Source organism: Synechococcus sp. R3-13 (assembly GCF_047462195.1).
Classification (GTDB): domain Bacteria; phylum Cyanobacteriota; class Cyanobacteriia; order Thermostichales; family Thermostichaceae; genus Thermostichus.
On record NZ_JANSIO010000377.1, the window covers coordinates 1 to 14,835 of the forward strand.

The 14,835-nt window shown below is 60.7% G+C and carries 11 protein-coding genes; 2 read left to right on the forward strand and 9 right to left on the reverse strand.

Annotation, left to right across the window (positions count from 1 at the left end; translation table 11 throughout):
* Positions 1-49 precede the first annotated feature (49 nt).
* From NW856_RS11300 to NW856_RS11310, 3 genes are all read right to left on the reverse strand, one after another.
* A complete protein-coding gene (locus NW856_RS11300) occupies positions 50-1,306 on the reverse strand; it encodes a DUF815 domain-containing protein (RefSeq protein ID WP_414400330.1) in 1,257 nt (418 codons plus the stop codon).
* 90 nt (positions 1,307-1,396) lie between these two features.
* Positions 1,397-1,687, reverse strand: coding sequence for a hypothetical protein (locus NW856_RS11305; protein ID WP_011433810.1), 291 nt, complete (start codon positions 1,685-1,687; stop codon positions 1,397-1,399).
* 65 nt (positions 1,688-1,752) lie between these two features.
* Positions 1,753-3,624, reverse strand: coding sequence for an FAD-dependent oxidoreductase (locus NW856_RS11310; RefSeq protein ID WP_414400332.1), 1,872 nt, complete (start codon positions 3,622-3,624; stop codon positions 1,753-1,755).
* An 88-nt stretch (positions 3,625-3,712) separates the two neighbouring features.
* Here NW856_RS11310 and metG point away from each other — a divergent pair, with 88 nt between their 5' ends.
* A complete protein-coding gene (gene metG, locus NW856_RS11315) occupies positions 3,713-5,269 on the forward strand; it encodes a methionine--tRNA ligase (RefSeq protein WP_414400339.1) in 1,557 nt (518 codons plus the stop codon).
* Here the strand turns inward: metG and NW856_RS11320 are convergent.
* From NW856_RS11320 to NW856_RS11335, 4 genes are all read right to left on the reverse strand, one after another.
* Positions 5,266-5,814: a hypothetical protein gene (locus tag NW856_RS11320; RefSeq protein ID WP_414400334.1), complete on the reverse strand. Its 549-nt coding sequence runs from the start codon at positions 5,812-5,814 to the stop codon at positions 5,266-5,268. The two genes, metG and NW856_RS11320, sit on opposite strands and share 4 nt — an antisense overlap.
* A complete protein-coding gene (locus NW856_RS11325) occupies positions 5,811-6,182 on the reverse strand; it encodes a YtxH domain-containing protein (protein WP_011433806.1) in 372 nt (123 codons plus the stop codon). The genes NW856_RS11320 and NW856_RS11325 overlap by 4 nt, the downstream gene beginning before the upstream one ends.
* A 112-nt stretch (positions 6,183-6,294) precedes the next feature.
* A complete protein-coding gene (priA, locus tag NW856_RS11330) occupies positions 6,295-8,700 on the reverse strand; it encodes a primosomal protein N' (RefSeq protein ID WP_414400340.1) in 2,406 nt (801 codons plus the stop codon).
* A gap of 41 nt (positions 8,701-8,741) precedes the next feature.
* Entirely contained in the window at positions 8,742-10,130 is a 1,389-nt protein-coding gene (locus NW856_RS11335; RefSeq protein WP_414400336.1) for a hypothetical protein, read from the reverse strand.
* A 589-nt stretch (positions 10,131-10,719) separates the two neighbouring features.
* Between NW856_RS11335 and NW856_RS11340 the strand changes: the two genes are divergently transcribed.
* Positions 10,720-12,273, forward strand: a complete 1,554-nt coding sequence (locus NW856_RS11340; RefSeq protein ID WP_414400337.1) for a TolC family protein — start codon at positions 10,720-10,722, stop codon at positions 12,271-12,273.
* Between the two features lie 390 nt (positions 12,274-12,663).
* On the opposite strand, the gene rpsD is transcribed toward NW856_RS11340, so the two are convergent.
* Together rpsD and gmd are read right to left on the reverse strand one after the other, a co-directional pair.
* Positions 12,664-13,275 (reverse strand): 30S ribosomal protein S4, encoded by a 612-nt coding sequence (rpsD, locus tag NW856_RS11345; protein ID WP_011432724.1) that lies wholly within the window; start codon positions 13,273-13,275, stop codon positions 12,664-12,666.
* A 176-nt stretch (positions 13,276-13,451) separates the two neighbouring features.
* Positions 13,452-14,588 carry a GDP-mannose 4,6-dehydratase gene (gene gmd / locus NW856_RS11350; RefSeq protein ID WP_414357356.1) on the reverse strand — a complete coding sequence of 379 codons (1,137 nt, stop codon included), beginning with the start codon at positions 14,586-14,588 and terminating at the stop codon, positions 13,452-13,454.
* Positions 14,589-14,835: the final 247 nt, after the last annotated feature.

The following is a 14,835-nucleotide window of genomic DNA, read 5'->3' on the forward strand; positions in this document are numbered from 1 at the left end:
GTTCAGCAGTGTTCAGCGTAAATGTATCAGTTTGGAATAGTCACCACCTCTAGCTCGGAAGTCCATCGTTGCCTTTCACCAGCCCTGCCCGAACGGCATCCAAGAACTGGCGGGCAGTGCGACCGGAAAAGCCGTTTTGCTGTTGGGCCCAGATTAAGGCCTGGCGGCGCAGGGCATCCAGAGATTGGGTGAAACCCAGCCGCTGGGCCAAGTGTTCTACGGTTGCCAGGTAATCTCCCTGGGTGAAGGGGGTGAAGGTGAGGGTGAGGCCGAAGCGATCCCGCAGCGACAGCTTTTCCTGGACCGTATCCCAGGCGTGGACTTCTTGATCTTGGGGATTGGGACGGTCGCCGAAAAACTCGCGGATGAGATGGCGGCGGTTGCTGGTGGCATAAAGGCGCACGTTGGGGGGCGGCGCAACGAGATCCCCCTCCAGGAGCACCTTGAGCTGCTTGAACTCGGTTTCCTCTGCCTCAAAGGAGAGATCGTCCACAAACAAGATAAAAGGCAACACCTGCGCCCGCAGCTCTGCCAAAATCTCCGGCAACTGAACCAAGTCAGTTCGTCGCAGCTCCAATAGGCGCAACCCCTGCGGGCCGTAGCGGCGCAACAACGCCTTCACCAGAGAAGACTTGCCGGTGCCCCGCGCCCCGTAGAGCAACACATGCAAAGCCGGATCCCCCCGCAGCAGCGCTTCGGTGTTGGCCGCCAACTGCTGTTTCTGCCGTTCGTAGCCGTAGATCTCCTCCCAGTCAGACAGATCGGGAGCAGGGATCCCTTCTAGCCCTGCTGGCCCCCAGCGAAAGGCCCAGTAGCGACCACAGAGCCCTACCCCCCTTTGGCGGTAGTGGGCAATTAAGGTCTCCAAGCTCTGGCCCCAATCGGCAAAAGAGCGGGGATCCCAGCCAGCGCTATCGGTTTCCCCATCGGGCCAGGGGATCCCCAACCCCAACGCCTGCATCTGCTCGGCAATGGTCTCCTGACTGTCCGCTAGGGTTTGCAGACAGCGCAGGTCGTGGCGGGCAGCCTGCATAAGAGGCTCTGGGATCCCTTGGGGCTGCAGCGCTGCACGGGCAAAGGGGTTATCGGCCCAGCGGATCTCCCGGATCAGCCATTGCCGCCAGCTCAGGCCCTGCCGGGCCAAAAGCTCAAACCAGCGCCCGTAGGCCCTCCAGCACGGCAGGGGATCCCCACTCATCAACTGCTGGATTAGCTCCTGCCAGGCTAGGGCTAGGGGGTGGGTGCAGATGTCCCGGAATACCAGCAGCTTGGCCGCTGCTTCTGCTGCTTCTTGGAGGGGGGTCATCGCTTGAAGCCGCTCTAACTTGGCGTTGCTTATCCGCTCCCTAGGGGAGGAGACTGGGGGTAGTTGCGTTAACAACACGGAGCGCTTGAGTTACCTGGCATTGTCCCGCCGGCCCAGTTCATAGAGGCCTCCGCCGACGCAGGCGATCAGGCCGCAGGAGACGGCCCAGCTTTTGCCCAAGGAGATCTCCGTCAGGGCTACCACCAAGCCTGCTGCCAGCAAAAAGGGAAGGGTGCTCAGCAAGGAAGCCAAAGCTCCACTGGGATCCCATAGCAATTGCTTTTCCCAGCTCTCCTGCAGCTTTTGATGCAGCGGCGAAAACCCCCACATTAGCCCTAAGCCCCACAGAGCCGTGGCGGCCCATAAAGAGGGGCGAAGCATCTCCCAGCCCACAAGTCCAACCCCAACGGGATCCACCGGTCAACTCCCAACCCTGCCTTTCTAGGCTAGCGGGATTGGGCCCAATCGGTGGCGGTAATGGTGGTGCCAGGAAATTGAATGGGGTTGCCCAAGCTCTGGATTTGGGCCTGGAGAGCTGGCAACAGCCGCAAATCCAAAAGCGGCTCCTCCACGATCTCCGCCGGGATCAGATCCCGTTCTAGGGCAAAGTGGGCCGTGTGGCCGGCGGCGGTACCAATGGCCCATTCCACCGGATGCACCCGGTAGGAGGCACTGGCAATGCGGCTGGTGGCGATATTTTTGTTGCCGGCTAGCAGATTGTCAATGCGCTGGGGGATCAGAGCCCGCAGGGGGATCTGGTAAGGGTAGCTGGGGGCCTGCGCGTCTTTGTTGTTGCTGGGGGGCAGGGAAAAACCCGGCAGCAGGCAGTCGTGAAAGTCGATGGGGTACTGGCCCACCCCCACCGAGTCGTAGAAGATGAAGGGCCGCCCGCGGTTTAGCTCCGATTCCCGTGTGGTGATGTCCGACTCGTAGATGGTAAATCCTTCTGGGTAGGAGAGGCTGGGCCGACCAATGATGCGCCGCGACTCGCGGATATAAGGGTACTTGGAGAGGCCGCTGGCAGTTCCCATGGGGGTATTGGGCCCCCGTAGGTAGGCATAGCGCAAGTAGAAGTCTTTTTGAAAGTTGGGATCCTCCTGTTGCAGGAGAAAATCCGTCCTTCCCGCCACCAGCCAGTAGAAAAAGCCCTTAGCATGCTGCTCAGCTCGCCGCAGGGCTTCCACCCGCAGGCCCCCCATCCAGCCGCCGGGATCCAACTGGCCTGAAGCCTGCAACTGCTCGTGGGTGAGGATGAAATTCTTATCCGGCCCTGTGATGCGCCAGTCGTTGCCCCAAGTCCAGTTTTGCATTGACTGATCCCCCACCCGGATGGCCTCTTCCCCAAAGCCGAACACCTGCCCCCGGATGCGGCGGTAGGTGAAGATCAGCGCAAAGTTGAAGCGAGGGTGTTCGTAACTGTAGTAGGGGCCGTGCAGGGGATCGTTGTAGAACTCCGGCTTGACCGGCACCTGCGGCACGGGGAAGCGCTCCATGACAAAGGTGTAGGTGAAGCCCTGGGTACAGTAGGGATCCACGTAGGGCTTGGAGCTGGGTTCCCAGCGGCTTTGGCCATCGGTTCCCAGGCGGTAGGGCACCCGCGCCAGGGGCAGCAGCTCGCCGGTTTCGGTGGCATCGATCACCACCCAGGGCAGGGTTTTCCCCTGGCGTTCTGGCGGCGGCTCAAAGCGCAGGATCTCCTTGTCCCAGTCGTCGGTGGGCTCCAGGCGGTAAAAGTCCAGGAGATAGGTGGACAAATCCCCCCGCTGCTCCGGCTCCACGCCGGCGTGTTTGGGGATGTTGCGAATGGCCTGCACACTGCGGATCTGAGAGTCTTTGATCTCCAAATCCTTCACTACCGTCTCGGTGAACAGCCGCAACTGCCCCGACTGCAGATAGGGATCCAACATCTCCCGAATCACCTGGTGGCCCACCTGAGGGGAAAAGCAGAGCACGCTCACCCAGCATTTGCCCGGATTGGGATCGCCGCCGTATTTTTCCCGTACCCGCCGGCGAAACTCGCTGTAGCCTTTGGGGAAGATGTCATTTTCTCGTTGCAGGGGTCGCTCGTCCAAAGCGGAGACTCCCTGGGCGCTCACCTGCCCCCCGATCCAATCGGTGATCTCCGTCATGCACACCTGCCGGCCCAGTTGCAGCGCGTCATAGGCTGCCGCCACCCCCCCCAGCCCGCCCCCGGCAATGAAGATCTCACAGGGGATGCGGGTTTCCGGCAAGGGCTGGGCCAGAGCCGCTCCGGCGCCCAGGATCCCTGCTCCCAAGGCTACCCTGCTCCACCCCGGAAGGTTAACCTGAAGTTTCATCGAATGAGCCTCTCCCCACCCACGCTCTGGCTTAGCCTTTTGGACTTTCCGGCAACCTCTATCATGGGAGAAAGCCTTGCGGATGCTCATGCCGGATTCCACCTTTGTCATCACCACCCCCATCTACTACGTCAACGCTGCCCCCCATATTGGCAGCGCCTACACCACCCTAGTGGCGGATGCCATCGCCCGTTACCACCGCCTGCGGGGCAAGGATGTGCTGATGGTGACGGGAACTGACGAGCACGGCCAGAAGATCCAGCGCACCGCCGAAGAGCGCGGCATTCCCCCTCAGCAGCACTGTGACGAGATTGCGGCTCAGTTTGCCCAGCTTTGGCAGTTGCTAGACATCCGCTACGACCGCTTTATCCGCACCACCAACCCTCGCCACAAAGCCATTGTGCGGGAGTTTTTTCAGCGGGTCTGGGATCAGGGAGATATTTTCATTGGCCGGCAGCAGGGTTGGTACTGTGTGGCCTGCGAAGAGTTCAAAGACGAGGCCGAGCTGCTAGAAGGTGGGTTTTGCCCTCTGCACCCCACCAAGAAAGTGGAGTGGAAAGATGAAGAAAACTACTTTTTTCGCCTCTCCCGCTACCAGGAAAAGCTGGAAGCCCTCTATGCCGAGCAGCCGGAGTTTATCCAACCAGAAAGCCGCCGCAATGAGGTGATTAACTTTGTCAAGCAGGGCCTGCGGGACTTTTCCATCTCTCGCCCTAGTGTCTCCTGGGGGATCCCTTTTCCGGCGGATCCCGGCCAAACCCTCTACGTCTGGTTTGACGCTCTGATCAACTACATCAGTGCCGCTCTGGATCCTGACGACGAGCCCACCTTGGCAAATGCCCTACGCCGCTACTGGCCTGCGGATGTGCACCTGGTGGGCAAGGACATCGTCCGCTTTCATGCCATCTACTGGCCGGCTATGCTCATGTCGGCCGGTCTGCCTCTGCCCAAACAAATCTTTGGCCACGGCTTTCTCACCAAGGATGGCCTCAAGATGAGCAAAAGCTTGGGGAACACGGTGGATCCCTTTGAGCTGGTGCAGCAATACGGCGCCGATGCCGTGCGCTACTACTTCCTGACGGAAATCGAGCTGGGCAAGGATGGCGATTTCAGCGAGGGCCGCTTTATTGACGTGCTCAACGCCGATCTGGCCAACGATCTGGGCAATCTGCTCAACCGCACCCTCACCATGCTCAAGAAATATCAACCGGACTACCGCATTCCCGCAGTTGGGATCCCTGCAGATCACCCCCTCAAAACCCTGGCCGAGCGCCTTGCCCCGGCAGTGGCCGACGCCTACGAGCGGCTGGATCCCAGCTCTGCTGCCCGCAAAGCCCTCAGCTTAGCCCAGGCCAGCAACAAATACCTTGATGAGCAGGCTCCTTGGACGCTGCACAAGCAAGGGCAAAACGAACGGGTGGCCCAGATTCTCTACGCCGTTTTGGAAAGTGTGCGCTGGGTGGCAGTCCTGCTCTCCCCCCTCATTCCCGCTCTCAGCCTCAAGATCCTGCAGCAGCTGGGGTTCTCCCTCGCCGACACCCTGCAACTGCGCTGGGATCCCGATGCGACTTGGGGCCAGCTTCCCCCCGGGCAAGAGCCCCAGCCTCCTACGCCTGTCTTTCAGAAGATCCTGAGGAACGCCTAGGGATTGGCGATGTCCGGTCGGGAAGATTGGGCAGCGGCTTGGGATCCCTCTGGCGTGGATCTGTCGGCAAAAGGGCGAACATCCCCCAGGGGAATGGTTGAGGAAGCGACGGAGAAAGAACGGTTGGATGGGTCGGATGGGCGCAGCCGCGGGTTGTGAATCGCGCCAGTGGTGGGGGGCACTTCGCCGGACAGCGTCTGCCAGGCTGCCCGTACCCCTGCCCAAAAGCTGCGGATATTGACTTGGGCGCCCTGGGCTTGGGTGCGTGCTCCTTCGATGGAGCGGTTGACCTGCTTCACCACTTGCCCGGCCCCTTTCACCCCTTCGTCGAGGCTGTCGGCAATCTCGCTCACTTCCAGGCTGGTCAGGCGCAGGGCCTCCAGCGTGGGCGGCAATTCCCGCAGCAGCGTGTCGAAAAAGCGCTCCACGCTCTGGGCAGCTCGACCCAGTTGAATGACGGCAGGTAGTAGGGTCAGGATCACTGCCAAAATGCCCACTGCTACCAGGCCTACCGAGAGGCCGAGCCAAAAGACCGGGTCGTTCATCCCGCCGCCTCCTCCCCATCCCGAGCTTCTAGGTCAGCTTCTTCCCCGCCAAAGGGACGCGAGTTCTGGGCTTGGAGCAGCTCCCTTCGCTTCTGCAACATGGCTTCTTTGCCCACCGCCACTGCCTGCTGCAGCCGCAGCAGAGCCTCATCCAAACTGCGTTGGGCAGCGTCGAACAACTTTTCCGATTGATATTGCAGACTGCTGGTCACATCTTCTGCCACCTCTGGCAGGGCCTCTGCCGATTTCTTCAGCAGTCGCCGCGTCTCCCGTCCGCTGCGGGGAGCCAAGAGCAGGCCGATGGCGGTGCCCACAGCAGTTCCCAGCAACAGCCCACCGATAAACGCACCAGTCCGGTTTTCAGCCATGCTTTGCCAGAGTTGAGTTGGATACGGGTGGCCCCGAAACCAGACTACCTTAAGATCTCGCGGGAAGATCTCGCGGGATCGGCGGGCTTGCCGCGCGCCGGGTCAACTGTTCCTAGAGAATCCGCAGGGGATCCACATCCAGGCTGACGCGGATCCCTTGGGGGAGATGGCCAATGGCGGCCTGGATCTGCGCAGCCAGCTTCGGGCGATCCCAATCTTGGTCGGGCAGTTGCTTCAGCAGGATCTGCCAGCGGTAGCGTCCGGCAACCCGCTCCACCTGAGCTGGCCCCGGCCCCAACACCTCTGCTGGGATCCCCTGTAGGCGTTCGGCCACCCGATGGCAGTAGCGCTCCAGGGCTTCCAGGCGGGTGCTGCTCAAGCGGATCAAAATCAAGGCTCGATGGGGAGGATAGCCCCCCTCTTGCCGTTGTTGCAGTTCTGCCCGCAAGAAGCCCTCGTAATCTTGGGCCAGCACCGCCCTCAAAATCGGGTGCTCCGGCAGATAGGTCTGGATAATCGCCTGTCCCGGCAGGGATCCCCGGCCCGAGCGCCCTGCCACCTGGGTGAGCAGTTGAAAGCTGCGCTCGCCGGCGCGATAGTCGGCTTGGTGCAACAGCCCATCAGCGGCCATCACGCCCACCAAGGTTACCTGGGGTATGTCCAGCCCTTTGGTGAGCATTTGCGTGCCCACCAGCACCTGGGCCTTGCCGCTGCGAAACTGCTCCAGCAAATCGCGATGGGATCCCTTGCGGCGGGTGGCGTCGCTGTCGTAGCGCAAAATCGAGAGCTGGGGCCAATGCTGGTGCAGCACTTCCACCACTTTTTGGGTGCCGGTGCCGAAGTGCTTCAGGTAGGGGGATCCACAGGCGGGGCAGCGCTGCGGATGGGGTTGGCGGGCGCCGCAGTAGTGGCAGCGCAGTTCCTGCCCGCCGAGATGGGCCAGATGAAAGGTGAGAGAAACATCACAATGCTCGCAGGTGAGGACAAACCCGCAGCTACGGCACAAGACGAAGGTGCTGTGGCCGCGGCGGGGGACAAAGAGAATGGCCTGTTCCCCTCTGTCCAGCGTCTGCTGCAGGGCCTGGTGTAGACGGCGGCTGAGGATGCTGCGGTTGCCGGCTTGGAGCTCCTGGCGCATGTCCACCAGCTCCAGTTGGGGCAGGGTGGCCGGGATCCCAGCTTGGGGGATGCGCTGCGGCAGGGCCAGCCGGATCCACCGCTGCGGATCCTGCAGATGGGCGGCATAGGTTTCCACCGCTGGGGTTGCACTGCCCAGGACCAGGGGACAACCGGCCAGCTCGGCCCGCCACTCGGCCACCTGACGGGCGTGGTAGCAGGGCTGGGGCTGATCCTGCTTGAAGCTGTCGTCGTGCTCTTCGTCCAAGACGATCAGGCCCAGCTTGGACAAGGGGGCAAACACCGCCGAGCGGGTGCCGATCACCACTTGGGGGGTGGAGGACAGCATCTGCCGCCAGGTGTCGTAGCGCTCGCCTTCCGAGAGGCCGCTGTGGTAGGCCCACACCTGGGATCCCAGCCGCGCCCGAAACCGATCCATCAGTTGCGGGGTAAGGCCGATCTCGGGCACCAGCACCAGCGCCGACCGTCCTTGCTGCAGCACCTGGGCGATTACCTGCAGGTACACTTCCGTTTTCCCAGAACCGGTGACCCCGTGCAGCAAAAACCGCTGGAACCGGCCCAAAGCTTGCCGGATCGCCTCTGCCGCCTGGGCCTGGGCGGCCGTCAAGGGCCTGGGCGGATCCCGCCACCCCGGCAGGCTGGCATCTCCCAGCCGCAGCAGTGGGCGCTCGTAGAGGTGGACACGGCCTTTGCGGGCCAACCCCTGCAGAACCGCTCGGCTCACTCCTGCCAGGCGCTCCCACTCGGCGAGCAGCAGCTCTCCCCCCTTCTGCTTGAGGATCTGCAGCGCCTTCTGCTGAGGGAGGCTCAGCCCCTCTGGGGAGTCGTCGGCCAGACTGGCGGCCAGCTGGGTTTTCACCCTGCCCCCCTGTTGCTCCTGCCAAAAGCTCTCCACCCAACCCCGTCGCTGCAGTTCCCGCAGGGCGAGGGCGGCAGTGGGCACCTGCTGTTGCACATAGCGCCAAGACAGCTCTCCCCCTTTGGCCTGAAGCAGCTGCAGCAGGGTTTGGGCAGCCGGCGAACATTCCTCCCCTTCGGCAGGGAGCCTGAGCAAGCGGACACGCCGCTGAGAACGGCTGAGCAAGCCGGGGGGCAATACCGTGCGCACCACCTGGGCCAGAGGGGTGAGGTAATAGTCGGCCACCCGCTGCAGCAGGGGCCAGAATTCTTTGGGCAGGATCCCTTTGGCCACCACCGCCTCGATCTCCCGCACCGACTGCGGATCCACCCCTGCCGGCAGCTCGGAGCGCCAACCCAAGGCCACTGCCCCCGCCATTTGCTGACCAAAGGGTACGCTGAGCAGGTCGCCCGCTTCTGGCGCGGATCCCTCTGGCACACGATAGGTAAAGCAACCCCCCAAATGGGGATGATCCACCCACACTTCCAGCCAGCGGGGAGGAACAGGCTGCAACACGGGATCCCTCACGGACGGGGCAGAAACCTCGGCAGATCGACCGCCCGCTTGCTTGCCCGAGACGGTAGAGGTTGGGCCAGGGGCTGAATTGTAGGCTTGGCAGCAGGGGTTGGAGACAGAGCCTGGCCAAGGGACTCTGTTCGCGTGAGGGCGCTGGAGGTATCGGCCCGAGGTGGGACATCCAAGCCTTTGCGTTCCAAAGCCGCCTTCAAGCTCAGCACATGCATCTGCTGCTGCTCGTATTTTTCTCGGAGAGAGCGGTTTTCTTCCCACAGGGCAGCACGCTCCCCTTGCAGGGCTTTGATCTGCTCTGCTTGCTTCTCCAGTTGCGTGGACAAGGTTGCAATTTCTTCTTGCAGATGGAGAATGGTTGCCTGCGCAGAGCGCAACTGTGGCTGCCAGTCGGGTTGGGCGGCCAACTGCTCCAAGGCAGCCTGCAACTGCCGCTCCATGGCGGAGAGATGCTGCTGGGCTTGGGCGTACTGTTCCTGCAGATGGCGGTGCTCTTGCTGCCAACGGGTAACTTCCGCCTGGGCTTGAGAGAGGGCCACTTGCAGCGCTTCGGCCTGGGCCTGCCACTGCTGTTGAAGCTGTTGCTGCGCCAGGGATCCCTGGCGCAGATGCTCCTGCTGAGCTTGCAAAGCCGCCAGTTGAGCTTGGGCTTCGGCCAGGGCTGCTTCTAGCTCTTGCCGTTGTTCCCGCCAGCGCTGCTCGGCCTCGGCTTCCGTCTCGGCATAGCCCGCCAAACGGGCCTCGAGGTGTTCCCGTTGCTCCTGCCAGGCTGCCTGTTGGTCGCTGTACAAAGCCCGCAGGCTGCTCAGCTCCGCCTGAGTTTCGGCAATTTGAGTGCGGGCCAGAGAAAGCTCTGCCTTAAAACGCTGCAACATCTCCACCCGTTTTTCTGCCACATCTTGGGCTTCCAGAAGAGAAGCTTGCAGCTCCTGCTGGCGCTGTTCCCATTGACGGCGCTCCTGAGCGTGGGCCAAGCGTAGCTGCTCAATCTGCTCCTGCAGGGCCTCGATATCCTGCCGCTGCCGTTCATTTAAGCGTTGCCGAGCAGCAAGCTGAGCTTCCTGATCCGAGATCTGGACTTTCTGAGCCGCCAAAGTCTGCTGCAACTGTTGCAAGAGATGCTCCCGCTCCTGCAGCGCCTTCTCTTGTTCGGCCACCTTCTGGTGCAAAGCCTGCAGTTGTTCCTGAAGAACTCGCCGCTCTTGGAGCTCGGCTTCGGCTTTGAGCAGACGGCTCTCCAAGGGCTGTTGCTGCCTCAGGGCCAAATGGTGCTCCGTGTTGGGATCCGGTTCCGTTCGCGCAAGTGGGACAGAGTCCTTGGCTGACCAGCCCGCTTGGGCCTCTGGAAGGATGGGATCCAAGTCGCCTGAGGAAGGAGCACGCATAGGTTGAAGGGGAGATGAAGAAGTTGGGGTGGATGATAAAGTTCCTTGCAGTATAGAGAGATTCTTGGGTGGGTTCAAGCCAGAAGGGTGATCTTGTAAAATCTCCTGCTGCTCCGCACGGCGCGGAGTGCTATCGGCCTGTTTTGGCCGCGCTCTTGCTTCTGAGGTTCCCAAATCCCCGGACTGGGCAGAAGGGCTTGGCTTACTTTTTTTCGGCCGCGAGGCCCGATCCCGACCGGAAGAGGTCTCCCCTTGCTTGGGCGTGCTCTGAGAGTCTGCCACCTTGCCCCCTTTCATCGCCCACAACACCCACCCCCGCCATCACGGACAGATGGCCCCACCATTCTAAACTGAGTCTAAATCTAAACCGACTCGGTCTCAATCCAAGCGTCTCTGCTGAGTGTAGAGGAGTCCCGCCCGTGCTCGGAGCTCCTGGCAGACGCAGGTCGGCCTCATCGTTGCAGGGGCAAATGCGAGGACTCGCTTCCACTGGCCCGAACAGGGCAGCCAGCGAGCCTGCGGAAAACCGTCTTATCTTTGTCCTTTCTTTTGCGATACTGCTAGGGGTGATGTTGAGAATGACAGCACGATGGCGATGCAAAATGGAGCCAGGGATCCGCTTCAACTTCCTCAACGGCAGACAAACTCGGCGGGATCCCAGTTGAACCTTGCCTGTTCTGCCCCCTGTGGCCTACTGTTGAGCCTGCTCTGGGCTGTCCCTGCTCTTGCTCAGCCAGAAGCTCCCAGCTCCGCTGCCTCTGCTCTGCCCAACAGCCGCGAAATCCTCACCCCCCCACCCCCCCCCACCCTATCGATTCCCCCCAACCCTGCTGACTCCACCCCTGCGGCTGACCTGACTCTAAAGGGGGCTTTGACGGCTGAAGAATTGGTGGTGCCTCAATCCCCCTTGCAGGTGCGTATCGAGCGAAGGGAGGGCTTGTCTTTGGAAGAAGCTCTGGAGATCGCCGTTGCCCAGAACCCGACTGTGCAGCAGGCCAGACTGGCCGTCGAGCGGGCCGAGGCCGGGGTAGCCCTGGCTCAAGCTGCCTTTGCTCCCACCCTCTCCAGCCGTGCCAACTACCAGTACAGTGAGGCTCCCTCTCCGGGTGGTGGGCCAAGGCGCGAATCCCACACCCTCTCGGCCAGTGTGGTGCGGGTGGAGTATACCGCTTTTGACAGTGGCCTCAGGGAGCAAAACCTGAAGCTGGCCCAGGAAGCTCTGCGCATCGCCCAACTGCAACTGGAGCAAACGCTGCAGACGGTCAAACAAGCTGTGGCCAACGCCTACTACGATCTGCAAAGCGCGGACGCCAGGGTCGCCATCAGCCAAGCTGCCGTTGAAAGCTCTGAAGCTACTCTGCGGGATGCTCAAGCTCGAGAACGGGCCGGGCTGGGTACCCGCTTTGAGATTCTCCAGGCAGAGACGGAATTGGCCAACAATCGACAAACCTTGCTGGTGGCCCAGAACACCCAGCAACTGAATCGCCGCCGCCTGGCCGAACTGCTGAATTTTCCCAGCCCCACCGACGTGTTGGCCAGCGACCGCATCGAGCCGATGGGAGAGTGGGATCTCAGCCTGGAAGAGACCATCATTGCTGCCTTTGCCCAACGACAGGAATTGGAGCGCCGACGCCGAGAATTGGAGCAGGCCCAAAGCCGTGTGCGCCTGGCACAAGCCCGCAATGGCCCCCGAATTGGCTTGTTCGCCAGCCTCGATGCCGTTAACGATTTCAACGCCAGCCGCGATAGCTTTGATGTTGGCTATTCGGTCGGAGCCAATTTCAGCTTGACTTGGTTCGATGGGGGAGAAGCGGCTGCCCAAGCCCGCCAAGCTCAGATCGACGGGCAGGTGGCCGTGAGCGATTTCGTCGGCACCCGCAACGAAATCCAGCGGGGGGTGGAAGAAGCCTTTCTGACCCTCAGCTCCAGCCGTGAACAGATCGACTCGGCCAAAGTGGCAATTGCCTCGGCAGAAGAGAGCCTGCGCTTGGCCCGGCTGCGTTTGCAAGCAGGGGTGGGCACCCAAACCGAGGTGATCAATGCTGAAGCTGCTCTCACCACTGCCCGTGGCAACCTTTCCAATGCTGTAATCGCCTACAATCGCGCCTTGGTGCAACTGAAACGGGCCATTGGCAGCCTTTGACCTGAGCCTTTCTCCCTCACTCCCAGCCCTTCTTCCAAAAGGAGAGGGGTGCTATGGATACCGCGACGAAACAGTTCTATTCCAAGCTGGAAGTATAGTTGCTTCAGGTTAGGCTGAGACAGCCAGGCTATTGAGAGAAACCTTCTGGCCCTCTGCATTATTGCTCCGCAACGCTGACGCGACCGACATTTTAGTTGTGGGTGCAGTGTCCTGGTTTGAATCGAAATGACTATGACCCCAGCGCTGCGCATTGCCAACGCGAGCAAGAAAGAGGGGGAACTCTGTGAAGACTATGAAAAAGCAAACCGTGAAAAATCCCCTGCCTTCGGGTGTGGGGAGAACGTCAAACCGCCCCCCCCTGCAATTTGTAATGGCCACAAAAGGGGATCCCTAGAGCTTGCGGGAATAGAACTCGACCACCAAAAGCTCGTTGACCGGGGCGCAAATTTGCTCGCGGGGAGGCAATTCCTTGATGCGTCCGCGCAGCTTTTCTTTGTCAAACTCCAGGTAGTCTGGCAAGAACAATCCCGGATACTCCGCGTAGGCGGCCACCAGCTTGCGGGAAGATTCCTTGTTTTTTACCGTAATCACATCCCCCACTTTGCAGCCATAGCTGGGAATGGTTACCTTTTGGCCGTTAACCTCTATGTGGCCGTGGCTCACGAGCTGCCGAGCTGCCGGAATGGTTGGAGCCATGCCAAGACGAAATACGATGCAATCCAACCGCATTTCCAGCATTTGCAGCAAGGCCAAACCGGTGGATCCCTTGGAGCGCCGTGCCTTGCGCATGTAGCGGATCATCTGCCGCTCGCTCAGCCCGTAGTTGAAGCGCACCTTCTGCTTTTCTTCCAGGCGAATGGCATATTCGGATTTTTTCTTGCGCTCGGCCCCGTGCATACCGGGTGGATTGGTATTTTTGGGGCGCTTGCGCGTCAAACCGGGCAGATCAAGTCCCCCGAAGCGACGAATGATTTTTAGGCGGGGACCTGTGTAGCGGGACATGCGGGCATTTCTCCAAAATCAGCAAACAAACTCTGCAAGAGATGGTCAGCTAGGGAGCAAGAGTACAAACCACCAAAAGAATCGGCGATCTACTATATTAAGCGTTTGATCCCTACTTTGGGCAAGGGGGCAAGGCTGTCTTTTGGGATCCCGTCTCCACCGTTCTAACTGTCTTGTCAGTCGTAGTGAACCCCCATTTGGGTGCGGATGAAGGCGCGATCTTCGCTGAGCAGGCCGTTGAGGGTGCGCCGTTCCCCCAAGATGGGATCCGGATCCAGGCCGATGGCTTCCAAGTCGGCCAGCACCATCAGCTCCACCAATTGCGGGAAGCTTACTTTGGGTTCCCACCCCAGGACTCGCTTGGCTTTTGAAGCATCCCCCAACAGCAGATCCACCTCGGTTGGGCGGTAGTAGCGGGGGTCGATCTCGATCAACACTTGGTCTTTGTACAGCCCCTGTTCGGCTTGGCCGGAGCCTTTCCAGGTAATCGGCAGGCCCACCAGCGCGAAGGCCCGTTCCACAAACTCACGCACGGTGTGGGTTTCCCCAGTAGCCAGCACATAGTCATCCGGCTGGGGTTGTTGGAGCATCATCCACATCCCCTCGACGTAGTCTTTGGCGTAGCCCCAGTCCCGCTTGGCATCCAGGTTGCCCAGGTACAGCTTGCTTTGCTTGCCGGCAACGATGCGGCTGACGGCGCGGGTGATCTTGCGGGTTACAAAGGTTTCCCCTCGCCGTGGGCTTTCGTGGTTAAACAAGATACCGTTGCAGGCGAAGAGGTTGTAGGCTTCGCGGTAGTTGACCGTCTGCCAGTAGCCGTACACCTTGGCACAGGCATAGGGGCTGCGCGGGTAGAAGGGGGTGGTCTCCTTTTGCGGGATCTCCTGCACCAGGCCGAACATCTCCGAGGAGCCTGCCTGGTAAAACTTCACCCGGATCCCGGTGCGCTGCTGATAGTCGCGGATGGCCTCTAGGAGACGCAGGGTACCCATGGCCACTGCATCAACAGTGTATTCCGGCGCATCAAAGCTCACCCGCACGTGGGATTGGGCCCCCAGGTTGTACACTTCCGTCGGCTGCACCTGTTCCAGGATCCTGCGCAGGGTGGTGCCATCCGTGAGATCCCCGTAGTGAAGGAATAGCCTAGCCTGGGGGTCATGGGCATCCACGTAGATGTGGTCGATGCGGTCGGTGTTGAAGGTGCTGGCGCGGCGGATGATGCCGTGAACTTCGTAGTTTTTCTGCAACAACAGCTCGGCCAGGTAAGAGCCATCCTGTCCGGTGATGCCGGTAATTAGGGCACGTTGGGTCATAGAGTTGGGGGCAAAGATCGGGAAAAATGAAGAACCAAGTGGCTCAAGGCTCAAGTCCAATGGCAAACCTCAAAGCGGAGACCTTGAAGCGAGAACATTATAGTGCAGCAGGACTGATACATTTACGCTGAACTTTCCTGTTCGCTTGCGTGGCGTAGCCACACATTGCTGCCCAGAGAAGCAGCGATAGCATCCTGCTCAGTACTGAACAGAATGGCGGTATCCCGCAAAGCCCTGAGGAATACCC

What these genes read in the sequence shown, in the direction of transcription:
- NW856_RS11300 (WP_414400330.1), bottom strand. Translation starts at nt 1,306, where the DNA reads ATGACCCCCCTCCAAGAAGCAGCAGAAGCAGCGGCCAAGCTGCTGGTA.
- NW856_RS11305 (WP_011433810.1), bottom strand. Translation starts at nt 1,687, where the DNA reads ATGCTTCGCCCCTCTTTATGGGCCGCCACGGCTCTGTGGGGCTTAGGG.
- NW856_RS11310 (WP_414400332.1), bottom strand. Translation starts at nt 3,624, where the DNA reads ATGAAACTTCAGGTTAACCTTCCGGGGTGGAGCAGGGTAGCCTTGGGA.
- metG (WP_414400339.1), top strand. Translation starts at nt 3,713, where the DNA reads ATGCCGGATTCCACCTTTGTCATCACCACCCCCATCTACTACGTCAAC.
- NW856_RS11320 (WP_414400334.1), bottom strand. Translation starts at nt 5,814, where the DNA reads ATGAACGACCCGGTCTTTTGGCTCGGCCTCTCGGTAGGCCTGGTAGCA.
- NW856_RS11325 (WP_011433806.1), bottom strand. Translation starts at nt 6,182, where the DNA reads ATGGCTGAAAACCGGACTGGTGCGTTTATCGGTGGGCTGTTGCTGGGA.
- NW856_RS11335 (WP_414400336.1), bottom strand. Translation starts at nt 10,130, where the DNA reads ATGCGTGCTCCTTCCTCAGGCGACTTGGATCCCATCCTTCCAGAGGCC.
- NW856_RS11340 (WP_414400337.1), top strand. Translation starts at nt 10,720, where the DNA reads ATGGCGATGCAAAATGGAGCCAGGGATCCGCTTCAACTTCCTCAACGG.
- rpsD (WP_011432724.1), bottom strand. Translation starts at nt 13,275, where the DNA reads ATGTCCCGCTACACAGGTCCCCGCCTAAAAATCATTCGTCGCTTCGGG.
- gmd (WP_414357356.1), bottom strand. Translation starts at nt 14,588, where the DNA reads ATGACCCAACGTGCCCTAATTACCGGCATCACCGGACAGGATGGCTCT.